Below are 22590 nucleotides of genomic sequence, written 5' to 3'. Positions count from 1 at the left end.
ACTGGCACTAACACTATCAGTACTGTGTAAATGTGGGCAGCTGGCAGCGGCTTCTGTCATAAAAGTTTGTATCTTTTCTTTGCCGGGCCGACCTGCCTATACTACAAAGGCGTTCAGAAGGAACGTCCGCCCACGGCGGAAACGACAGGGGAGCGCCCACACGGGGCGCTGAGAGTGCACATGCAGACCCTCGAACCTGATCCGGTTAGTACCGGCGCTAGGGAGTCGAAAAGAACGGCAGGCTGTCGCCTGCCTGTGCATGCCCCCTTTGCTGTACCACACCAAAGGAAGGCTTATGTCTAAGAAAACTGCGCTGACATGGCGCGTTAACGATATCGTAGTAGCCTCTGTGCTGGCTGTTGCCTGCGCTGTGCTCTTCTGGGCCTGGAATAACGGCGGCTACAACATGGCCCAAACCGCCTTGGCCCTGGCCCCCGAGTACGCCTCGCTGGTGGGCGGTACCTGGCTGATCGCGGGCGTCCTTGGCGGTTATATCATCCGTAAGCCCGGCGCTGCCCTCTACACCGAGCTGCTGGCTGCGGTGATTTCTATGCTGCTGGGCAGTAGCTACTCTGTTGCGATCATTATCTCCGGCATTATCCAGGGTCTGGGCACTGAGCTGGTCTTCCTGCTCTTTGCCTACCGCGTCTGGAACCTGGGCACCGCCCTGCTAGCGGGTGCTTCTGCCGGTGCCTTTATGAGTATTTCTGAGCTCTTTATTTACTACGCGGGCGTCTTTGAAGGCTCCAAGGCTGTCACCTACGCGGTGTGCGGCATTATTTCCGGCACCCTGCTGGCTGGTCTGGTGTCGTGGCTTCTCACCCGCGCCCTGGTGACGACCGGTGTGCTCGATTCTTTGGCCGCTGGCCGTGCCCGCCGCCGGGCTAGCACCTCACCCCGTTCCCAGGCCTAGACCAGGGGCAAGCGCGTGCAGATAGAGCAGGGGGCCCGCTTTGTGGCCCGTAATTTCGGCTGGCACCACCCCGGGCGGGCTACCCCTGCCTTTTCGGGGCTGAACTTTGAGATTGCCCCGGGACAGAAGGTACTCCTGGTGGGCCCTTCTGGCGCGGGCAAATCGACTCTGCTGCACGCCATGGCGGGTCTGCTTGTTGATGAGGACGACCAAACCCAGCTGGGGCAGCTGACCGTCAACGGGCAGCCCCCCACCGAGGCCCGCGGGGTCTGCGGGCTCATGCAGCAGGACCCCGAAAGCTCGGTGGTACTGGCGCGGGTAGGCGATGACGTGGCCTTCGGGCCTGAGAACCTGGGGGTACCCCGCGAGGATATCTGGGACCGGGTGACCTGGGCCCTGGACGCCGTCGGTTTGGGCTCCCTGCCCCTTGACCGTTCCACATCGGCTCTCTCTGGCGGGCAGAAGCAGAGGCTGGGCTTAGCCGGTATCTTGGCTATGCACCCCGGTGCCCTGCTCCTGGACGAACCCACCGCCAACCTCGACCCGGCGGGTGTGCTTGAGGTGCGCGACGCCGTCCTGGCCGCCGCTGCCGCATCGGGCGCTACCCTGGTGGTTATTGAACACCGGGTTGGTATTTGGGCAGAGCACGTTGACCGGGTGCTGGTGCTCGATGCTCAGGGCGGTATCAGCTTCGACGGCCCGCCTGCGCAGGTGCTGGAACAGGCCCGCGACCAGCTCATTGCCGGTGGGGTGTGGGTGCCCGGCTATGTGCCCCACCCGCCCCGGGCAGGGCAGGTGGGGGCGGACGTCCGCCCCGGGCAGGGTACGGACGAGCCCTCCCCGCTGCTTGAGGCCCGCGAGGTAAGCCTGACCCGGCAGCTACCTACCCGTCGCCAGCGCAAGGAGCGCTCCCGCGCTATCGCTGCGGGGCAGGTGCCTACCCTCGATTTGCCCACCTTAGCTAGTGGAATCAACCTGACCCTTTCGTCTGGGGAGCACCTGGCTCTTTTGGGGCCCAACGGGGCCGGGAAGTCGACCCTGGCGCTGACCCTTGCCGGGCTGATCTACCCGGCTGCGGGGCAGGTCTATGCCCACGAGGCACTCACCGCGGGTCTACCCGCCCGGCACCGTAGCTCCGACCCGGCTAGCTGGCCCGCTGCCGAGCTAGCCGACCGTATCGGTCTGGTCTTCCAGGAGCCGGAACAACAGTTCCTTGCCCCCACCGTGCGCGCAGAACTAGAGTTTGGCCCCCGGCACCTGGCCCGTGTGCGCAAGGAGAAGATTGATGAAGACCGGTTGGCTGCCCGCACCGATGAGCTCCTTGCCCGCCTGCGCCTTACCGACCTGGCCGATGCCAACCCCTTCACCCTCTCAGGCGGTGAAAAACGGCGGCTGTCGGTAGCCACAGCCCTGGCCACCGAACCGGCTGTGCTGGTGCTTGATGAACCTACCTTTGGGCAGGACGCCACCACCTGGGCCGAGCTCGTCACCCTCATCAAAGAACTTCTCGACCGGGGGCTTGCCGTTATATCGGTAACCCACGATACAGACTATGTAGCTGCCCTCGGCGGTACGCGCCTGACCCTGCAGAAAGCGGAACCTACCTATGGCTCTTGACCTTTTCGCGCTAGGCCCTGCCCACCGTAGCCGCGCCGGAAAGCTCAACGCGGGCACCAAACTGCTGGCTACCTTCCTGCTATCGATAGGGCTGCTACTCATCAAAGACTGGGGCACCGCCCTGGTGGTCTTTGCTCTTGAACTGGCCCTGCTCAAAGCCTGGGGCGTACAGCCGTTCGCCCTGCTGGCCCGTTTCTGGCCCCTGCTGATTGGCACCCTGCTCACCGGCTGGTCCACCTCACTGATCGCCGATAAAACGGGGGAGACGGTGCTCCAGGTGGGGTTCATCTGGATTACCACCGACTCCCTTGCCATGGGTATCTCCCTGATGGTTCGTGGCCTGGCTCTGATTCTTCCCAGCCTCTTGCTCATCACCACCACCGACCCCACCCACCTGGGTGACTCCCTGGCGCAGACGGCTAAACTGCCAGCCCGCTTTGTCCTGGCAGCCCTGGCCGCTCTGCGCCTGCTAGGGCTCATGTTCAGCGAATGGCATACCCTGGGGCAGGCACGGCGGGCCCGCGGGCTGGGGGCAAGCGACTCCCTGCTCCGCCGCGTCCGCACCCTGGTCGGGCAGACCTTTGCCCTGCTGGTGCAGGCTATCCGGCGTGGCACCCGCCTGGCTGTCACCATGGAAGCCCGCGGCTTCGGTGCCGGGCCCCGCACCTGGGCCCGCGTCCCCGTCTATAGCAGGGACGATTCGACCTTCCTGCTGTGCTGTCTGGGAACGCTCATCATCGGCTACGTGACATCGGGTCTTGCTGGCACCCTCACCTGGGTGTGGCAGTAAAAATATGACCTAAAAAGTCCAAAAATCTTTGAGAAAGCCCCACCGCCCGCGTTAGAGTGAAAGTGTGTACCCTGTCACCTAGCCCCACGTCTGGTAGACCTGGGTCGATATCTTCGAGCCCCCGACCAGAGGGCTCGAAGTACGCTCGCATCGTATGCGGTGCTCGCATCAGGTGCTCCCGCCCCGCAACCCCTAACGCCAGGTTGCCGCGGGAGCATCAGCGTTAAGGGTTAGGCTTGGAAGTATGACTACAACCGTTGTGATGCTAACCCAAGAAAACCCCGCCGGTGAGCTGGCTGACGCCACCGCCCCCCTCATCAACATCGAAGACCAGGGGCTGACCCGTGGCGACGGCGTCTTTGAAACCATGCTGGCCGCTAACCGCCGCGTCCGTAAATTTGAAGCCCACCTGACCCGTCTGGCCGGTTCCGCCCGCCTACTCGACCTGCCCCTGCCCGCTGAAGATAATCTGCGGGCTGCCGTGCAGCTAGCCGTCGACGCCGCTGCCCAGGGGCCCCAGACCGTGCTGGGTGAAGAGCACACCGTCAAAATCATCATCTCTCGCGGTACCGTTGAAGCCGGCCCCCACGCCTGGGTGACCGTGGCCCCGTCCTCACCCACGATTCTGCGTCAGCGCGAGCAGGGGGTGCGAGCTATGCTCCTGCCGCGCGGCCACGACCCGGCCGAAGACTCTGCCTATCCCTGGCTCCTGGCCGGAGCCAAGACCCTCTCCTACGCCATCAACATGTCGGTACTGCGCTATGTGGGCAAACACGGTGCGGACGACGCCATCTGGGTGACCGACGACCGCCGCATTCTTGAGGGGGCAACCTCCTCGGTGATCGTTGCCAAGACCGAGGGGCAGAAGAAGGTGCTCTACACTCCCGAACCGGCCCACGGTATTCTGCCCGGCACAACCCAGGGCGCTATCTTTGCGGGTGCTCGCGCCGCCGGGTGGGAGCTCGGCTACGGGCCCCTCTACCCCCAGGACCTGCTGGAGGCGGACGCCGTGTGGCTGGCGTCCTCGGTGCGTCTACTGGCGCCGGTTACCCACCTCAACGGAACCCCCGTGGCCACCGATAAGGAACTAACCGAAGAACTGCTGGGCTACCTGGCGCGCGGTTAACGGTGGGGTAGATACTCGCTAGGGTTTGGGTCGGTCAATCGCGTAATCGCTCTCGGCCCGCGGCGTAGTGGCCAGGCTCAGAGCGCTGAGGGCTGCAAACCCCACCATCGCGCAGGCCATGGGCAGATAGGCGCTGCTGCCGCCCAGGGCAACCAGGGGTGAGGCTAGGCCACCCATCAGAGCCTGTACGGTGCCGAGCAGGGCGCTCGCGGAGCCCGCAATATGGCGGGCTTCGCCCAGGGCCAGGGCTGAGGCGTTACCAAAGACCATGCCGACCGAGGCTGTGAAGGCAAATAGCAGAACCATGGTGGGAACAAGCGAGGGGGTGCCCAGTAGGAAGTAGCCCAGCAGGAGCAGGCTGACGGTCAGCAGGGAGCTGGTGCCAACGACGAGGAGCTTGCGCAGGGCAATCTTGCCTACCAGGGAGGTCATCACGGTGGAGGCAAGGACGATGGCCAGGGAGTTCAGGCCAAAGACGTAGGTGAAGTGGGTTTCGCTCAGACCCATGACGTTTTGCAGCAGGTAGGGCGAGCCGGAGATATAGCTAAAGAGGGCACCGAAGGCCAGAACCATGGTCAGCATGAACCCCCGGTAGCGGCGGATTCGGGCCACCTCGATAATGCCGGCATAGGCTGAGAGCAGGGAGCCGGTACGACGCCTGTCTGCCGGTAGGGACTCCTTGATGAAGAATAGAACCAGCACCAGGGAAATAGCGATAATGACGCTAATGACCTTGAAAATATCGCGCCAGGTACCGTGAGCCAGCACGAAGCCGCCGATGAGCGGGGCAGCGACCGGGGCGATGCCGTTAATCATCATCATGATGCCCATCAGGCGGGCGGTCTGCAGGCCGCTGGTGGAATCGGCCACGATAGCTCGGGCTAGCACCATGCCGATGGAGCCGGTAAAGCCCATCACGAAACGGGCCGCAATAAACAGCTCAATGGTAGGCGCAAAGACGCAGACCAGGGCCGAGAGGGCGCAGAGGGTTACACCGATGAGCAGGGGCAGACGGCGCCCGGTCTTGTCTGAAAGCGGCCCCACGATGAACTGCCCGGTACCCATACCCACCATGAAGGCGGTCAGAGTCAGCTGGGCGTAAGCGGTAGTGGTACCTAGATCAACCGCGATAGCCGGGAGTGCTGCCAGGTACATATCAATGGCCAGCGGGCCCACAGCGGTGAGTGACGCCAGGGTAATAATTGCAATCGGCGGCAGGCCCCGATTAGGTGCGGCGGCTGAGGTCATCGGTGGTGGGCCTTCCTCTGAGGGGCGGTTTTCAACCCGTCCATTCTACGCTCGCTGGTTTCTTATTTGATAGGGAAACTAATGTGATGTTGCAGAAATGAAAAAATATGATCTACCGCTGAAAATATCAGTGCGTGCTCTAGGATTAATTTCAGAGACTTTTTACTGCAAGAAAGATTGAGGGTTGATGGGGGAAAACGCGGGCCGGTACCTGCTTTCTTTTAGTGCCGGGGCTTTGATGCTTAATGAGTCCTTGGCGGTAGCTAGGGTTTATGGTGAGGTTCGGGATTGGGAAGCTACTCGACAGTACGTGGTGGAGAACAATTCGATTCAGGCAGCGGCTGAGTCGAGTTTGAAAAGGTACACGGCTGAGGTCGTGGGGCGCCTGAAAGTGCTGACTGATGACCAGTTAGGGTTCCTGGCAGATGCTTCAGCTGCTGACCAAAAGCTCGCTGTCTGGGTTGCTATTTGCCGCCGCTATACCTTTATCGGGGAGTTTGCTGAGGACGTGGTCCGGCAGAAGTTCCTGCTTCACGACTATGTGCTGACTCACGAAGACTACGACCGGTTCGTAGCCCAGAAAATGTTTTGGCATGAGGAACTAGAAGAGCTGACGGAGCTAACCCAGAAGAAATTGCGGTCGGTCATTTTTAAGATGCTGGGGGGAGCTGATTTGGTCAATGATGCTGGACTGATCTCGATGGTTTTTCCGTCTGCTGAACTGCTCAGGCTGTTTGACGGGGCAGAGCCAGGGTCTACGGCCCGTTTTTTACCTACTTTTGAAGGCGGTGCATAGCATGGCAACTGATCAGGAGCTGATAACTCTTTTGGGGAGCGAAAGTTTTCTTACGATGAGGGGGCTGAGCAATGAGGTTCCTTTCTTCATTTATCCCTTTGACCCCACAGATGCGCTGAACGCGGAAAAGTCCTTGCGTCTCGTGAGCGGGCACCTGCGGCAAGACGGTATTGATGTCGTGACGATTAATCTCTTTGACCTATGTCTTGAGCTCTTGGAAGAAAGAGGTCTGCTGAATCCTGTGCTTAAAGCAGAACCTCGGCAGAAGACTAAGTCAAAGTTTACTGCTGGCTTGCAGAGCATGCTTGATGTGGAGACGATGATTGCTCCGCGGATAGCTGCGCGGTCGATTGACCATAGGCTTGTGATTGTGCACGGTATCGGGGCTGTCTTCCCCTTTATCCGTACTCATGCTCTTCTGGAGGCCCTACAGATTCATATGCCGCCGGTACCTTTGGTGCTGTGGTTCCCAGGTCAGTACACCAAGAATGAGGCTCGTGGGTACGAGCTGAAGGTGTTGAATATAGCCGCTAGTGATAGCTACTACCGGGCTAAGAATATCGAGGAAATGATAAGGGCAGGTTTGTAATGCAGATTAATAATCTTTTTGCGAAGGATATTCAGCGTTCTATTGAGGGTGTTATCAAAGCTGATGATACGAAGCAGCTGGGCGTTGAGGTTGAAGAGTACGTTTTAACGGCGGAAGCCGCACATGCTGTTGAGAATCTACTGGATAGCTATAACAACAACGACGGTAGCAACGGTGTGTGGATTTCTGGCTTCTTTGGGTCTGGTAAGTCCCACCTGCTGAAGATGCTAGCGCACCTGTTGGGCACTGTTCCGCAGCATGAGTTTGATCGGGCTGTGGCTGTTGATGCTTTTTGTCAGAAAGCTCGTGAAGCTGATGAATTGACCTTGGAGGGGGCTATCAGCCGCTCGGCTGGGATTCCGGCAACGAGTATTCTCTTCAATATTGACCAGAAGGCCAGCAACTCGGTGGAGAAGGGCGATGATGCTCTGCTAGCTGTTTTTGTGAGGGTTTTTGATGAGGCCTGTGGTTACTTTGGTCGGATGCCCCATGTGGCCCAGTTTGAGAGGGACTTGGACGCGCGGGGGGAACTTGGCCGGTTCAAGGATATTTATGCCGAAGTTGCAGGGTTGCCTTGGGAGGAGGGGCGTAGCCATAGTTTCTTGGAGGAACATAATGCGGCTGTTGCGTATGCCCGCTTGCAGGGGGCATCAGAAACTGATCCTGTTCAGATTCTGACCCAGTACAGCGATAACTACAGCGTTACCGTTGAAGATTTTGCCCAGAACGTCAAGGACTGGCTAGACCGCCGTGAGGATTCCCGGTACCGGATTAACTTCTTTGCTGATGAAGTGGGGCAGTTTATTGCCAATAATGTGAAGCTGATGCTGAAGCTCCAGACGGTTGCTGAGACTCTGATGACTGTCTGTGAGGGGCGTTCTTGGGTTTTTGTGACGTCGCAGGAGAGCATGGACGCGGTTCTGGGTGACCAGACGAAGCAGCAAACGAATGATTTCTCTAAGATTCAGGCCCGTTTTAAGGCCCGTTTGAAGCTTTCTAGCCAGGACGTTGAAGAGGTTATTAGTAAGCGTCTGTTGCGTAAGAACGATGAGGGTGTAGCTGAGGTGAAGGCCCTTTACTCACAGCAGCATCAGAATCTTAAGACCTTGTTTGATTTCCATGATGGTTCACGGGCTTTTGGTAATTACAAGGATGAAAGCCATTTTGTAGCTATCTATCCCTTTGTGGGTTACCAGTTCCGTTTGTTCCAGAACGCTATTGAGGGTCTTTCCCAGCAGAACGCTTTTGAAGGCCGGTATTCGTCGGTGGGCGAGCGGTCAATGTTGGGGGTCGTTCAGGACGTTGCCGGGCAGATTGCTGAGAAAGAGGTTGGCTCGACGGTTAGTTTTGACCGCATGTTTGAAGGGATTAAGAATTCTCTTCGGTCATCGATTGTGCGTCAGATTGCTGCTGCTGAGGTGGAGCTTGATGCTTTTGCGGCCCAGTTGCTCAAGGCCCTGTTCTTGGTCAAGTACGTTGATGAGTTTAAGGCTTCTGAACATAATCTGGTGGTTCTCATGTATGAGGGCTTCAATTCTGATCTTTCGGTTGTGCAGGCCCGGGTAAAACATGCTTTGCAGGATTTGGAGCAGCGTAGTTTTATCCAGCGTAAGGGGGAGCTCTATGAGTATCTGACCGATGCTGAGAAGGATATTGAACAGAAGATTAAGAATGTTGAGCTGGATCCGGGCGAGGAGCTGAAGGAGTATCATCAGAACATCGCGTCGATTCTGGCCGGTACAAAAATTCGTGATGCTGCCACGGGGCGGGATTTTCCCTATACACTCAAGATTGATAATACGTCTGTAGGCCGGACACAGGATCTCAGCATTAACTTTTTGACCCCCCTCTATGAGTTCTACGATAATTTTGAGGCCTTGCGCGGGCACAGCGTAGGAAAACAAGAGCTTGTGGTGATGCTGAGGCCTGATGAGCGGCTGGTTCACGATATTCGTCTGTATGTTCAGACCAATAAATATGTGAAACGTACCCAGGGTAGTTCTGTTACTGAAGATGCCACCCGGGCCTTGAATATGAAGGTTCAGATTAACCAGATCCGAGGGCGGGAGCTGAAGGGGCGGATTGAGAAAGCTATTCTTGATTCTGCTCTGTTCGATAATGGTTCTGAGCTGATGGATATTTCTGCTCCAACAGCTAAGGGCCGAGTAGAGCTTGCCTTTTCTCGTTTGGTAGGGCGGGTGTATTCGCAGTTGGGCCAGTTGGGGAGCACCCGGGCGACTGAGGCAACGATTCGGTCCATCTTGAGTTCTGAAGAGACCCTTGAGGGCATTGAAACTCAGCGTTCGATGGCGGTGGCCGCCGAGACAATGCTGGGGGCGATTACCCGTAAACAGAACGAGAGCCTCAATGTTGCTAGGCTGATTAGCCACTTTGAGGGGAGCCCCTACGGTTGGGATTCCCTCTCGTCCCGTGCTGTTCTTGCCCTATTGGTATCTGAGGGCAAGGTGACGGTGAGTAAAGATAGCCGCCCTTTGAAGCGAACCCAGGTTGCTGAAGTCCTGACGAAGGCTACAGGGTTTGATGTGTTGTGGCTGAAGGTGACCCGCCAGATTCCAGAGGAGCAGATTCGTTCTCTGCGGGATTTTTTGCACGAACTTGAGCCGCATGAGAATCTTCCCGCTTTTGAGAGCGGTGAAGATTTGGCTGTCTACGCCTTGACACGACTTGAGGCTGTATCGGCTGAAGTGGCCCAGCTGGAGAACGAGCCCTACCCCTTTACTCCGTTGCTTCGCCCTCTGCAGGTGACCCTGGGGGAGTTTAAGCAGTATGGGGCTACCCCGGTGGTTCTTTTTAGCCAGCGGGAGGGCTTGGAAAGCCTGCTGGATGAGGTTGAGAGCGTGCTAGCTCCTGTGAGGAGCTTTATGAGGGGGCAGCAACGGAAGGACTATGACCGGGCTACCCAGCTGTTGGAACGTGAGAGGGTGAATCTTGCGTCTGTTCCTGCTTCGGCGATTACCCCGCTGAAATCCGCCTTGGCAAGGGAAAACTGCTTTGACACCAAGCTGATTCAGCAGTTGACAGGTGACTTGAACGAGAAGATTGATCTGGCGAAGCAGGGGGCGAGGAGCCAGGCTTTGGAGGATCTGGGGCTGGGACGGCAGGAACTTGAAACCCTGCCGGAGTGGTCGCAGGCTACCGAGGACCTGCGGGAACGAGTTGATCAGGAGTTCCAAGGAATCCAACGGCGCATCATGGAAGAAGCTTTTATTCCCCTGATTCAGTCGGTGGCCCAAGAATTTAGGCAGACCAGGATTCCTGCTCTGGTGCGGGAGCTGTTGGCTGCCTCAGCGGAGGCTCCTATTGTTGAACCTGTAGAGCGTCAGCCGGCTCAGGGGGAGGTTGAACCCAGTGAGCCTTCCCAGAACCTTCCTGAGCAGGCAGCCCAACAGGTAGCGGCTCCGGTGCAGATTGGTCAGCTGATGAAGCCTGAGGGTGCCCCCCAGGTCTTGCGTTCTTCGGCTGATATCGATTCCTACGTGAGCCTCTTGAGGCAGGATCTTGAACGGGCTGTGGCTGAGGGCCGCTACGTTATGCTCTTCTAGCCCTACCTGAGAGGCAGCGGGCGCTGGACGCTGACCGCGTGTTCAACGCCCGCTTTTGTTTTAATGAGAAGTAAGTTTTGATTCAGAGTAAAGGTGTATGTGTGGATACTTCAGTGTTGAAGAATTTTGCGGCTGAGACCCGTCGGGAGCTAGCTCAGGGGGTGGCAGCTCGGCTTGATGCTGTGCTTATTCAGGGGTCTAATGAACGTCTGGATTTCCCTGTTCTGGTGGGGAAGCTGGAGCGGGCAATTGCTGAGTCGTCACGGGCGGCTGTGATTGAGCGGGTGACCTACCTGTGGTTTAACCGCCTGGTAGCGATGAGGTTTATGGACGCTAGGGGTTACTCCCCGGTGGGGGTGGTGTCGCCGGCTGAGGGGGTTGATCCTATGCAGGCCCCTCCCCAGGTGGTTTCGGATGCTTTTGCTGGCATGATTGATGAGAGCATTGTGAAGTCTCGGGGGGTGGCTGGAAAGATCCGGGATATTGTGAGCGGGGCGGCCCGGTCTCAGGATCCTTATTCTGATGTTTTTGCTTTGCTGGTGGATGAGTATGCCCGGTATTTTCAGACCTGGGTTCCGGCGATGTTCCCGGATGCTGATGATGTGAGCAGTTTGCTTCTTCCGGCTAACCTCTTGGCCGCTCATTCTGTAGTGCGTAAGATTGCCCAGACCATGACGGTGGAGATGTGCCAGGACGTTGAGGTGATTGGCTGGCTGTACCAGTTCTATATTGCTGAGCGTAAGGACGAGGTCTTCGACGGTTTTAAGAAGGGGAAGAAGGCGGGGGCCGCTGAGATTCCTGCGGCGACCCAGCTGTTTACGCCGAACTGGATTGTGCGTTATCTGGTGCAGAATACGGTGGGGCGTACCTGGCTGTTGAATAACCCGGGTTCTGCCCTGCGGGAGCAGATGGAATATTTTGTGGAGCCGGTGGGCGGTTTGGAGGCTGTTCAGGACTTTGTGCGCATTAGTTCGCCGGAGGAGCTGACGGTTCTGGACCCGGCGGTGGGTTCTGGCCATATGCTGACCTATGCTTTTGACCTGCTCTATGAGATGTATTGTGAGGCTGGGTATGCTGAGGCTGATATTCCGGGTTTGATTCTGGCTAAGAACCTGGTGGGTTTGGAGTTGGACGAGCGGGCCGGTGCTTTGGCTGCTTTTGCTTTGACGATGAAGGCCCGCGAGCGTTACCGCCGTTTCTTGCGTCCGACCCGTGTGGTGGCCCCACAGATTTGTGTGCTGCAGAAGGTGTCTTTTACGGGTGAGGAGTTGAGGAGCCTGGGGGAGGGCTTTGATTTCGCTGCTGATCATGCGGTGGATGGCGGGCTGATCCAGGTGGATGCCGATGTTTTTGCTGGGTTCTGGAACCAGTTTGAGAGCGCTGATGTGTTTGGTTCTCTGATTCGCCCGGATGCTGCTGTCTTGCAGGTGGTGCGTGAGCATGTTGGGGCCTTTGTGGGGGAGGTGGACGCTGATTCTGGGCTTTTGCTGGATGAGTTGGCTGAGCTGAGGGAGAAGGCGCGTCTGGTGCTGCGCCAGGCTGAACTGCTTTCGGCGACTTACGTAGCTGTGGTGGCTAATCCGCCCTATATGGGTTCCAAGAATATGTCGCCTATGATGACAGCTTGGCTGAAGGAAAACTATCCTGATACGGCGGCCGATTTGATGACTGCTTTTATGGAGCGGGCAGAAACTCTTGGCAAAAAATCTGCCTATTGGGGCATGATTGATCTACCTTCGTGGATGTTCCTGTCATCTTTCAAAAATTACCGTGCCCACTTGCTGAAGGACCTACAGGTAACGACTCTTGCCCATCTGGGGCGTGGTATCTTCGGGTCTGATTTTGGTTCTGTTGCTTTTATCATTCAGAATAGTGAACCTTCTGCGAGCGCAGGTGGTATTTATCGGAAGCTTTATGACCAGCATGTTGAGGTGCGCTCGGTTGAGGTGATTCGCCAGAGGTTCTTTGCCGAGGCTGAGAAGCAGTTTGAGGTCAAGCAAACAGACTTGCTGAAGGTTCCAGACCAGGCCCTGGTCTACTGGCTAACCGATGAGATGCTAGCAGCTTTTAGGGTTTTAAAACCTCTTTCAGAATCTGCGAACGTCAAAAAAGGTATAAGCACGGGGGATAACGGACGATTTGTGCGTTATTGGCATGAAATCAGTAATTTTAATTTTGGTCGTGCGTGTGAATCCCGCGAGGCTTCGCAAGAGTCGGGCAAACGTTGGTTCCCTTATAATAAGGGGGGAACTTTCCGTAAGTGGTATGGCAATCAGTCCCATCTGGTGAATTGGGAAGACGACGGTAAAGAGCTACTGGACAACAGGCCTAAAACTGTTATACGTAACCCCAAATTCTACTTTCTACCATCAGTTTCGTGGTCTGCGGTTGGTAGCGGTGAATCCTCCTTTCGATATTACCCACAAGGATTTTTAGTTGATGGCGCTGGCCCGTCTATATTTGCTTCTGAAGTAAAACAAAAAAATCTTGTAGGGGTTCTAAACTCATCTCTCTTAAGGCACTTATGCTCTTCAATCGCTCCAACTCTGAACCTTGAAGTTGGAACCATCGCAAATATGCCTTTCAAAGAGACTCCCGGAATTAACGAGCCGGTTGATAAACTCATCGACATTCACCGCCACGATTGGGATTCCTCTGAGAACTCCTGGAACTTCACCGTCAATGCCCTCTGCCAGCTGGCTACCAGCACTGGCACCGGTACCCTTGCCGACCTCATCACCCAGGACTTCGAGCAGGCCCTGGCAACCGTTGCCAGCGTGCAAGAGCTGGAACACGAGGTCAACCTCAAGGTCGCTGAGGCCTACGGCATCACCCACGGAGTAGACCACACCACCCCGGCTGACCGCGTCACCCTGCTCAAAAACCCCTACGCCCGCTACGGCACGGGCCTTGAGCGAGATGAACTCCTAACCAAGTACAGCCAGGACTCCGTCAAGGACCTCATCTCCTACTTCGTTGGCGTCCTCTTCGGCCGCTACTCCCTCGACGCCCCCGGCCTCATCCTAGCCAACCATGGCGAAACCCTGGCCGACTACCTGGCCAAGGTTGGCACCGACACGCCCACCTTCATCCCCGACGAAGACAACGTCATCCCCGTCCTAGCCGACGACCGCTTCGAGGACGACATCGTCGCCAAATTCCGGGCCTTCCTCAAAAAAGCCTTCGGCGAAGAAAACCTCGAGGCCAACCTCACCTACATCGAAGCAACCCTCGGCAAGAGCGTGCGCAAATACTTCACCGACGACTTCTACAAGGACCACCTCAAACGCTACTCCAAGCGGCCCATCTACTGGATGTTCTCATCCACCGGCAACAGCAAGGGCAGCTTCAAAGCCCTGGTCTACATGCACCGCTATACCCCGGCCACCGTCAGCACCGTCCTTAACGACTACCTCCGCCCCTACATGGACAAACTCACCGCCAACCGGGAGCACCTCCAATACGCCATCGCCCACGGCCAAGGCCGCGAAGCAACCCGGGCCCAAAAAGAGGACGACGCGCTCGCCAAGACCCTCAAAGAGCTCACCGACTACCAAGACCGTGTGCTCTACCCCCTAGCCGTTGAGAATATCCACATCGACCTGGATAACGGCGTCGCCCACAACTACCCCCTCTTTGGAGGAGCCCTCCACTCCATCTAGAAAGGCAACCACCCGTGTTCGATGAGCTGACCACCGACAACACCGGCAAACTCACACGCCCCGAGGGTAAAACGCTGGAATACAAGCGGGACCTCACCCACCCCGCCGGGCCCCTGCGTACCCTCGTGGCCTTCGCCAACTCCGCCGGTGGCCAGCTCATCGTAGGAATCAACGACGACCGCACCGTCAACGGCCTCGAAGACCCCCTCGCCGAAGAAGAACGGCTCACCTCCCTCATCAACGACACCATCACCCCTCAACTCTTACCCAACATCATGGCAGCCACTGTAGCCGGGAAAACCGTGCTCATCGTTGACGTACCTGCCACCCGAAAACCCCACTACATACGCGCAGAAGGCCTCGACCACGGCGTCTACGTCCGCTTAGGAAGCTCAACCCGCCGGGCAGACACCGCCATGGTCGCAGAACTAGAGCGGCTAGCCCGGGGGAGCTTCTTCGAAGACGAGCCCTGCCCTGCTGCCTCCATCGACGAACTAGACCTAGAGACCCTCTCCCAGCTACGGAACACGCCAACCAGCCGGGAACACCTCACCCACCTAGGACTGGCCGTGGCCTATCTCGGCACCCTGGTTCCCACTAACGCCGGAATCCTGGCAGCCCATCCCCACCCGGACTCCTACCTCCCCACCGCCTACGTGCAACTAGCCCGCTTTCGCGGTACCGACCGGCTCCACATCAGCGACCACACCGATGTTCACACCAACATCCCAGCCGCTGTGGAACCCATCATGGACTTTATCCTTAAGCACGCCTACCGCAGGGCTATCTTCGGGGGAGTGAAACGTCAGGACGTCTACTCCGTGCCGGTCACAGCCCTCCGGGAGCTCGTCGTCAACGCCCTAGCCCACGCCAACTACGGCGAAAGAGGCACCCCGATTCGCCTCGCCTTCTACGACGACCGGATCGAAATTGAGAACCCCGGCACCCTCATGCCGGGCATGACCATAGAGACCATGCGCTACGTTTCCAAGCTTCGCAACCCCTCCCTGGCCAAAATATTCAGAGAAGCCAACCTCATGGAACAGTGGGGCACAGGTTTAAAGCGAGCTTTCGCAGATATCGCAGAGGCCGGTCTACCCGAACCCCGTATCGAAGAGATTGTGGACAGGGTACGGGTCACCGTATACATCGAAGACCACTCCTCAACGCCCAGCACCTCAACCACCTATGATGAGCCGGATACCGCATATGAAGGTTCAAAAACCGCATATGATGAGTTGGATGCCGCATATGATGAGCATGAAACCGCATATGATGAGTTGGATACCGCATATGAGGGGATCAGGCTTTCGGCAAACCACCTGACGCTTCTGAGATACCTGGCAGGGGGTAACAAGACAAGACAAGAAATTCAGATGAGGCTCGGTATCAAATCAACTAGCCACCTGAGCAGCAGCTATCTTACCCCCCTGCTGAATGCCCACTTGATCGAGCGCACCCTCCCCGACAAACCCCAGAGTAAGAACCAGCAATACAGGCTTAGTTTTAGCGGCCGGCAACTACTAAAAACAGGAAAATAAAAATGTCAGAAATTACTCAGGCCATTAGCCGTAAACTCGACCAGCAGGGCATTGTAATCTGGCACGACCCTGACCAGGACTTCCTCGAAGACTTCAACCAGCTAGAACTACCGGAAAACACCCAAAAACTACACGTTGAAAACAACGAATTCGGTATCAAACACACAGTGTTCACAGCCCCCGAAGGTCAGAAATTTCTCATCTACCGACCCGGGCCCGCCACCCAAGATACCGACAACTGGCTTCTCGACCTTGAGCTAGCCTACGGCACCTTCACCGCAGACCGGGCCTCCCTCGCCCTCAATGCAGCCGATATCAGATCCCCGCTCGCAGCCAGCCTCGCTGCCCACTACCCCGCTTTCTTCAGCGACAGCGCCCTGCTGGATCAACTCAAGAACCGCCTCACCAATCAAGAAGACGAAGCAACCTTTAAAGCAAAAATGACAGCCTGCATTCTGGGTTTGCCCGAAGACCAGCACTCCATGCAGGCAGTCCTCTTCGCCCTCCTGGTGAGCTACGCTGATGGCAACCCGGCACCAGAAGATGTGCTCGACCCCTACGACCTCAAAGAATTCTTCTGGCAGGGAGTACGGGCAATCTACGCTTACCCAGAGGAAGCAACCGAAAATTTCGGCGCCTTCCTCATCTGGGCCTACCGCGATGAAGTGCTCAACAGCACCGCCCCCGAATACCGCAATATCCGAATCGACTACAAGGCCTTCCGCGACAGCTACCCCACCCGCCAAGACGCCTTCGCCATCGCCCGCATCGTTGCAGAGAACACCAACTATCGCCAGGCCCATCAGGACGATACCCTGGATAACCTACTAGCCAGCATCCTCTTCGAGGAAACTGAACAGCTCATCCTCCTACACCTAGCTCAAGCTGTTTCCAACTCCCGCTACTCAGCGCAAGAAATCAGCGACATGGTGACCCAGCGCGAGCAAAACTCAGTGCTCTGGTACCCGAAATACGAAAACTCCTACCGGGCCCTCCGCGCCGGTGCACAATTCCTCGAAACAATCAAGCAGTTCGAGCTGGGAAGCGGTAACCTCAACGAAACCTTTCAAACCTACATCACTACCTGGTACACCATCGACCAGCTCTACCGTACCTACCACCTGGCCCAGAAACGGAGCAACCAGGACCACGGAAACTCAATGTTCAAGGCCCTGACCCAGCAGATTAACCAGGCCTACACCAACAACTACCTCCTGCCCCTGGGAAACCGGTGGTCTGAACTCATCGACACAACCCCCGGGTGGAGGCAAACCTTCCCCACCAGCAACCTGCAAGAAAACTTCTATACCGAGCACGTCCAACGCGAAACCGAAAAAGCCCGCACCTGCGTCATCATCTCAGACGGGCTTCGATACGAAGTAGCCCAAGAACTAGAACGAAAACTAGCCCACAACAAAAAATATGACACAACAATCAGCGCCATGCTCGGCGTTCTACCCAGCTACACCCAGTTAGGAATGGCCTCCCTGCTCCCACCTGCCCCGCTGACAATCCACCCATCCAGCTGCACCGTTTCGGCGGGCGGTAACTTGACCAGCGGCACAGAAAACCGGGACAAAATCCTGCGGCACAATGAAGGTCTTGCTGTGCAGTATCAGGACATCGTCTCCCTGAGCCAAACTGAAATCCAGGAAAAATTCAAAGACCACAAATTTATCTACATCTACCACAACACCATCGACAATATCGGAGATAAACGAGCAACCGAGAACGAAACCTTCACCGCAGCAGAACAAGCAAAGAAGGAGATCAAGGTCCTCATCAAAAAGCTCCACCGGTCCGTCACCCGCATCCTCATCACAGCCGACCACGGCTTTATCTACCAAGACGAAGAAGGTAACCAGGTAAGCTACCTCAGTGAAAAAGCCCACGGCGACTCACTGGGCTTTACCGACCGCCGCTTTGTGCTGGGAACGGGTCTGAGCCCTAGCGACGCCTTCCACCACTTCACCTCAGAAGAGCTAGGCCTGACCGGTGATACCGAGATTCTCATCCCCCGATCCATTCAAAGACTAAAAAAGAAGGGATCAGGCTTCAAATACGTTCACGGCGGAGCCTCCCTCCAAGAACTGACAGTACCCGTGATCAATGTTCGCGTCACCAAGAAGAAGAACACCGCCCAGACCGTCAGGGTAGGCTTCGCAGAGGTGCCCCAACGAATGACCACCAACCTGCTCACCATCAAACTCCTCCAACAGGAACCTGTAGGAGAGCTGAAACCCCTCAAACTCAGAGCAGGAATCTACCACGCTGACAAGCTCATCTCAGACCAACCTGAAGCAACCTTTCACTTCACCTCTGAAATGCCCAGTGATAGACAAATCAAACTCACCCTGGAACTAACCCGCGCAGCTGACGGCCTCCCTGCAGGACCCGCAGACATCAGGCTAGAGAACTACAACACCACTACCGATACCTGGCAGCATTACGACAAAACAAGTATCGAAATAAAACGCGGCAACACCCAAATCGACGACTTCTTCAACTAGGCCACAGCAAGGAAAGAACACACACCATGGCTTACACACCGCTCGATGAAAAAATTATTGCTGAATTCACCGGCAATGTAGTTCGTAAAGACCTCTCAGCCCACATCAAAAGCAACGCCCCCGTACCTACCTACGTCCTTGAATACCTTCTGGGCCAATACGCCACCTCCCACGACGAAACCCAAATCGCTGAGGGCATTGAACGAGTCAAGCTCATCATGCAGAACAACTTTGTTCAACGGAACCAGGCAGAACTCATCAAATCAACCATCCGAGAAAAAGGTCCCAAACTTCTCATCGACCGTATCCACGTCATCTTCAACGACAAGGACGACCGCTACGAAGCAAGTTTCAACAATTTAGGAATATCAGAGGTCATCATCGACCCCGCCACCGTTCGCGCAAACCCAAAACTCCTGACCACCGGCGTCTGGTGCCTGCCCCGGGTGAGCTACAACGGGACCACCGAAAAGGGCGTCAGCCCCTGGAGCATTGACAGCCTCAAACCCGTACAGCACTCAGGCTTCAACTTTGAAGAGTTCACCAAACACCGGGCAGAGTTCACGACCGAAGAATGGATTGACGTGCTGATGCAGTCCATTGGCCTCAACCCAGAATTCTTTGGAACCCGCCAGAAACTCTTCCAGCTCACCCGGCTCATCCCCTTCGTAGAGCGCAACTACAACCTGATAGAACTTGGCCCTAAAGGAACCGGCAAGACCCACGTCTACTCAGAGTTCTCCCCCCACGGAATCGTGATCTCCGGTGGAGACGTTACCGTGCCAAAGCTCTTCATCAACAACACAACCGGCCGCATAGGCCTCGTGGGCTACTGGGACGTCGTAGCCTTTGACGAGTTCGCCGGGCGCACCAAACGCCCCCAGCGGGAACTCGTTGACATTATGAAGAACTACATGGCCAACAAGAGCTTCTCCCGAGGCAGCGACGTACAAAGCGCCGAAGCCTCCTTCGCTTTTGTAGGGAACACTGCCCATAACGTTCCCCATATGCTCAAGCACTCAGACCTCTTCTCAGAACTCCCCGCCAACTACCACGACCCAGCCTTTATCGACCGTTTCCACACCTACATTCCTGGCTGGGAAGTTGAAACCGTGCGCAACGAAATGTTCACCCAGGGGTTCGGCTTCGTTGTGGACTATCTGGCAGAAGGCCTGCGCCATATGCGAAACCTCGACTACTCCCAGCACGCCACAACCTACTTTGAACTCGACAACAGCCTCTCCAAACGAGACCGGGACGGAATCAACAAGACCTTTTCAGGTCTGCTCAAGCTCATATACCCCCACGAGATTTTTACGTCAGAACAGGCCGAAGAACTTTTCACCTTCGCCATCGAGGGCCGAAAGCGAGTCAAGGACCAGCTGTGCCGGATTGACTCCACCATGACCCAGCCCCGCTTTGCCTACCGTGAAAAAGCAAGCGGAGAAGAACGCACCGTCCAGACCCTCGAAGAGGTTGAATACCCTCACCTCTACTGGCGGGAAAGCGTACAGGACCAAGAAGACCAAATGTTACCTAGCCTTGATGAGGCAGCGGGTGATCACCTCCAGGTAGCCTCTGCACCGTCACCTGAGATCCCCGCATCTACTCATTCAGATGGCAAGAGCGGACCTCAAGAAAAGCGTCTTGAAATCCGTGAAAATCAGACAGGAATTACCTACCAGGCGCTTTTTGCTGACTACCTGCGGGGTGCCACCCTCATTCAACTAGAAGACGCCTACATCCGCCGTTACTACCAAGGACGCAACCTACTGGATCTCCTAGCAGTTGTCCACTCTGTAAAAGCCCCTGAAAGTGAAATTGTTTTTACGTTACGCTCTGGGTCTGATGAATACGGGGCTTTTACTCAAGAACAAGAAGAAATGTTCGAAGAAATAAAAAACCAGGTTCAACCCCACGGCATCACCTTCATCTATACCTATGACCCCGATGCTCATGATCGATCCATCAAATGTAACAATGGATGGATTATCGATTTAGGTATCGGACTAGATATGTTCCAAAGACCTGCAATGGGATCGTTTTCCCTGGAATTCAACTACCAACAGTTTCGAAAAACCAAACGGCTAGTTCTGAACTACACGTTTGAAGCTGAAGGAAATACAGTTCCTCATGCCTAAAGCAACCGCAATTTTTATCTGCGACGTTCGTGTCCACCCAGAACTCATTTCCTCTTCAGGATCAGCCTGGGAAACAGGAACCTACCCTATACCCAGCGGAACCCGTCGAGATGGAAGCCAACTCTACTCAGATGGCAGGTGGCGGGCAAACTACTTCCCCGCCACCATGTCGTCCTTCCTCTATGGAGACCTTGAGGGGTCTCAAAGCCTTACCGATATGCCCGTCAGATTCCACAGCGTACAGCAGATTGATCTGATGCCCTACGTTGAGAGGAAAACCCGCCGAGTAGACGGGGAACTAGTGCCTAACTTCCCTCAGGTAACAGAATTCTCCATCCGACGGCTAGAGATTTTGCTGGCTGACAGAGTAACGGATGACCTAGCACTTGCCCAGGTAGCGCTTGTATGCGATGTGGCAGCTGAGACTGAGAAACAAGTTAAGGATGTGATACGTAGTTTTGCCTCAGCTTACGGACGGGGCACACACCGAGGCGTTCGAGGGCGGTATCTTCACGAAGTCATCGAGCAAGAGGCACCGGAACTTAACATCAAGTTTCCGACAGCGCAAACCTTACGAGATGATACTGAGGCGAATACCTACACAGCTATTCTGCTCCAAAAAACTCCTGAAGAAATTGAAGAGCTTAGCAAAGCCTACCCAGAAGAATTCAAAGAGTACGAACCTGTTCTGCCTTTGCTTGTTGAGTATTCAACCAACCTATCTCCTGAGCATGCAGCCGAAGATATGGACCGCTTTGACCAGGAACAAGAAAGCCGGTTTATTACCTTCAATAGGATAGGCTACGGATACTTCGCCCGGTACTACGCCACGTTCATCGCGATCAAGGAGCAACAGAATAAGCGCTTCAACAACTTTATTGTGAGCTTCGAAGCTGAGTACCTCGATGCCCTCCTCCTGGGCAGATTACAGGATCAGATGCTTCGCCGTTCTGAGCTGCGCCTCGTTGAGGCTATGGCAGGGGCTGCCCATTCAAATAATCTCGGTAAAACCTCAGATCAGGTTTTGGCTCTCTACCGAGAAATTGAAGTTGATTCTGTACGCTACTGGATGGACGATGCATCGGCCAATACAGGTAAGACAATGGAGGTCCTTCGGGAATACAAGGAGGCTATTGAGTTTTACAAGCGGTACGGTGTGATGAAAGAACACGCGGCAACCATCATGAACATCGCAACTCGCGATCAGCAGGAAGCTGCCCTCGAAAGCCAAGACCGTATCGCGTTGATTCTTGCTATCGTCGGTGCCCTCGTGATTCCCCTGCCCCTCCTTAACGATGGGTTCGATTTCGTGGATAAGGTTGCTCAGCAGCAGATTTTTGTTTCCTGGCATGTCTTCGTTTTCTGGTTCCTGCTGTCAGGTATCTTGCTGGGAGCTATTGTAGGCCTAGCAAACTGGCTCCTAGCACGACGAAAAGGCCGCCTTCGAGGAATCTTCTCTATCCTGCGCTTGGGGAGGACTCGCCGATAAATTTAAACACCTCAGTGTTCTCGTACGCCCCGACATAGTCCTGTAAGAGAGTTACCTCCTGGGCTGCCCACATGTCCCAGTAGGGGCGGTAGGTTTCTCCGTCCCGGGCTAGGGCCCGCTGCCTGCGGCGCGCGGTATCAAGCTCCACGAAAACACCCACATCGTGGGTGCCGGTCAGGGCTCCTACCCCCTCAGCGATGAGCGCGCCGCCCGCCGCCTGCTGGGCAGCGGTAAAGGGGTGCGGGCCGGTTGTTTGAGACCTACCCCAATCCCAGCCAAACCAGTGCGGGGCAGTCTCGGGGGAGCTGGCGCGTCCGTCCGCCACGGCCTCGGCAAGCTGCTGCCACACCAGGGCAGCCTGGGCCAGTCCGCTCCAGCCCTGGTAGAGGCCTTCTAAATGAAAGACCTCAGCCGCGATACCCCGCTTGCTCAACCAGGTAGCCAGCTCAGCAGCCAGGGTAGTTTTACCCGACCCGCTGCGTCCGTCAATCGCCACTAGCAGCGGCCGCCTACCTGGCACCTGCTGGTGGGCCTGCACCACCACCTCACCGAGCGAATCTAGCCCCGTTAGCTCAAGCACCCCGGCCTCCTTCACCTTTGCCATA

At 56.2% G+C, this 22590-nt stretch carries 14 protein-coding genes and 1 riboswitch; of the genes, 12 read left to right on the top strand and 2 right to left on the bottom strand.

The annotated features are described in order from the left end of the window. The first annotated feature begins 136 nt into the window (after positions 1-136). Positions 137-241: riboswitch (TPP riboswitch) on the top strand. A 54-nt stretch (positions 242-295) separates the two neighbouring features. From ACED88_RS03485 to ACED88_RS03470, 4 genes are all read left to right on the top strand, one after another. After that, entirely contained in the window at positions 296-913 is a 618-nt protein-coding gene (locus tag ACED88_RS03485; RefSeq protein WP_449108033.1) for an ECF transporter S component, read from the top strand. Between the two features lie 15 nt (positions 914-928). Then, positions 929-2530 carry an ABC transporter ATP-binding protein gene (locus ACED88_RS03480; protein ID WP_449108718.1) on the top strand — a complete coding sequence of 534 codons (1602 nt, stop codon included), beginning with the start codon at positions 929-931 and terminating at the stop codon, positions 2528-2530. After that, positions 2520-3320 carry an energy-coupling factor transporter transmembrane component T family protein gene (locus ACED88_RS03475; protein ID WP_449108717.1) on the top strand — a complete coding sequence of 267 codons (801 nt, stop codon included), beginning with the start codon at positions 2520-2522 and terminating at the stop codon, positions 3318-3320. The genes ACED88_RS03480 and ACED88_RS03475 overlap by 11 nt, the downstream gene beginning before the upstream one ends. A gap of 244 nt (positions 3321-3564) precedes the next feature. After that, positions 3565-4446, top strand: coding sequence for an aminotransferase class IV (locus ACED88_RS03470; protein WP_449108035.1), 882 nt, complete (start codon positions 3565-3567; stop codon positions 4444-4446). Positions 4447-4464: 18 nt separating this feature from the next. On the opposite strand, the gene ACED88_RS03465 is transcribed toward ACED88_RS03470, so the two are convergent. Next, on the bottom strand, positions 4465-5694 hold the full coding sequence (locus tag ACED88_RS03465; RefSeq protein ID WP_449108716.1) for a multidrug effflux MFS transporter: 1230 nt from the start codon (positions 5692-5694) through the stop codon (positions 4465-4467). 187 nt (positions 5695-5881) lie between these two features. Between ACED88_RS03465 and ACED88_RS03460 the strand changes: the two genes are divergently transcribed. The 8 genes from ACED88_RS03460 to ACED88_RS03425 all read left to right on the top strand — a co-directional run bounded on the left by ACED88_RS03460 (position 5882) and on the right by ACED88_RS03425 (position 21985). Further along, complete coding sequence (locus tag ACED88_RS03460; RefSeq protein WP_449108715.1) at positions 5882-6490, top strand: DUF1819 family protein; 609 nt, start codon at positions 5882-5884, stop codon at positions 6488-6490. Between the two features lies 1 nt (position 6491). After that, positions 6492-7079: a BREX protein BrxB domain-containing protein gene (locus ACED88_RS03455; protein WP_449108714.1), complete on the top strand. Its 588-nt coding sequence runs from the start codon at positions 6492-6494 to the stop codon at positions 7077-7079. Beyond that, complete coding sequence (gene brxC / locus ACED88_RS03450) at positions 7079-10642, top strand: BREX system P-loop protein BrxC (protein WP_449108713.1); 3564 nt, start codon at positions 7079-7081, stop codon at positions 10640-10642. The genes ACED88_RS03455 and brxC overlap by 1 nt, the downstream gene beginning before the upstream one ends. A 101-nt stretch (positions 10643-10743) precedes the next feature. Then, positions 10744-14304 (top strand): BREX-1 system adenine-specific DNA-methyltransferase PglX, encoded by a 3561-nt coding sequence (gene pglX / locus ACED88_RS03445; RefSeq protein WP_449108712.1) that lies wholly within the window; start codon positions 10744-10746, stop codon positions 14302-14304. Between the two features lie 14 nt (positions 14305-14318). After that, positions 14319-15845: an ATP-binding protein gene (locus tag ACED88_RS03440; protein WP_449108711.1), complete on the top strand. Its 1527-nt coding sequence runs from the start codon at positions 14319-14321 to the stop codon at positions 15843-15845. Between the two features lie 2 nt (positions 15846-15847). Beyond that, positions 15848-18355 (top strand): BREX-1 system phosphatase PglZ type A, encoded by a 2508-nt coding sequence (gene pglZ / locus ACED88_RS03435; protein ID WP_449108710.1) that lies wholly within the window; start codon positions 15848-15850, stop codon positions 18353-18355. Positions 18356-18381: 26 nt separating this feature from the next. After that, positions 18382-20496 carry a BREX system Lon protease-like protein BrxL gene (brxL, locus tag ACED88_RS03430; protein ID WP_449108709.1) on the top strand — a complete coding sequence of 705 codons (2115 nt, stop codon included), beginning with the start codon at positions 18382-18384 and terminating at the stop codon, positions 20494-20496. After that, on the top strand, positions 20489-21985 hold the full coding sequence (locus ACED88_RS03425; protein ID WP_431464440.1) for a hypothetical protein: 1497 nt from the start codon (positions 20489-20491) through the stop codon (positions 21983-21985). Before brxL ends, ACED88_RS03425 begins: the two co-directional genes overlap by 8 nt. Here ACED88_RS03425 and ACED88_RS03420 read toward each other — a convergent pair. Further along, positions 21954-22589, bottom strand: a complete 636-nt coding sequence (locus ACED88_RS03420; RefSeq protein WP_449108708.1) for a hypothetical protein — start codon at positions 22587-22589, stop codon at positions 21954-21956. The genes ACED88_RS03425 and ACED88_RS03420 overlap by 32 nt on opposite strands. Position 22590 lies beyond the last annotated feature (1 nt).

It is taken from the genome of Rothia sp. 11273D007AR, assembly GCF_053547255.1.
Note: the sequence above shows the minus strand (reverse complement) of the source record. Positions and strands in the feature narration are given on the sequence as shown.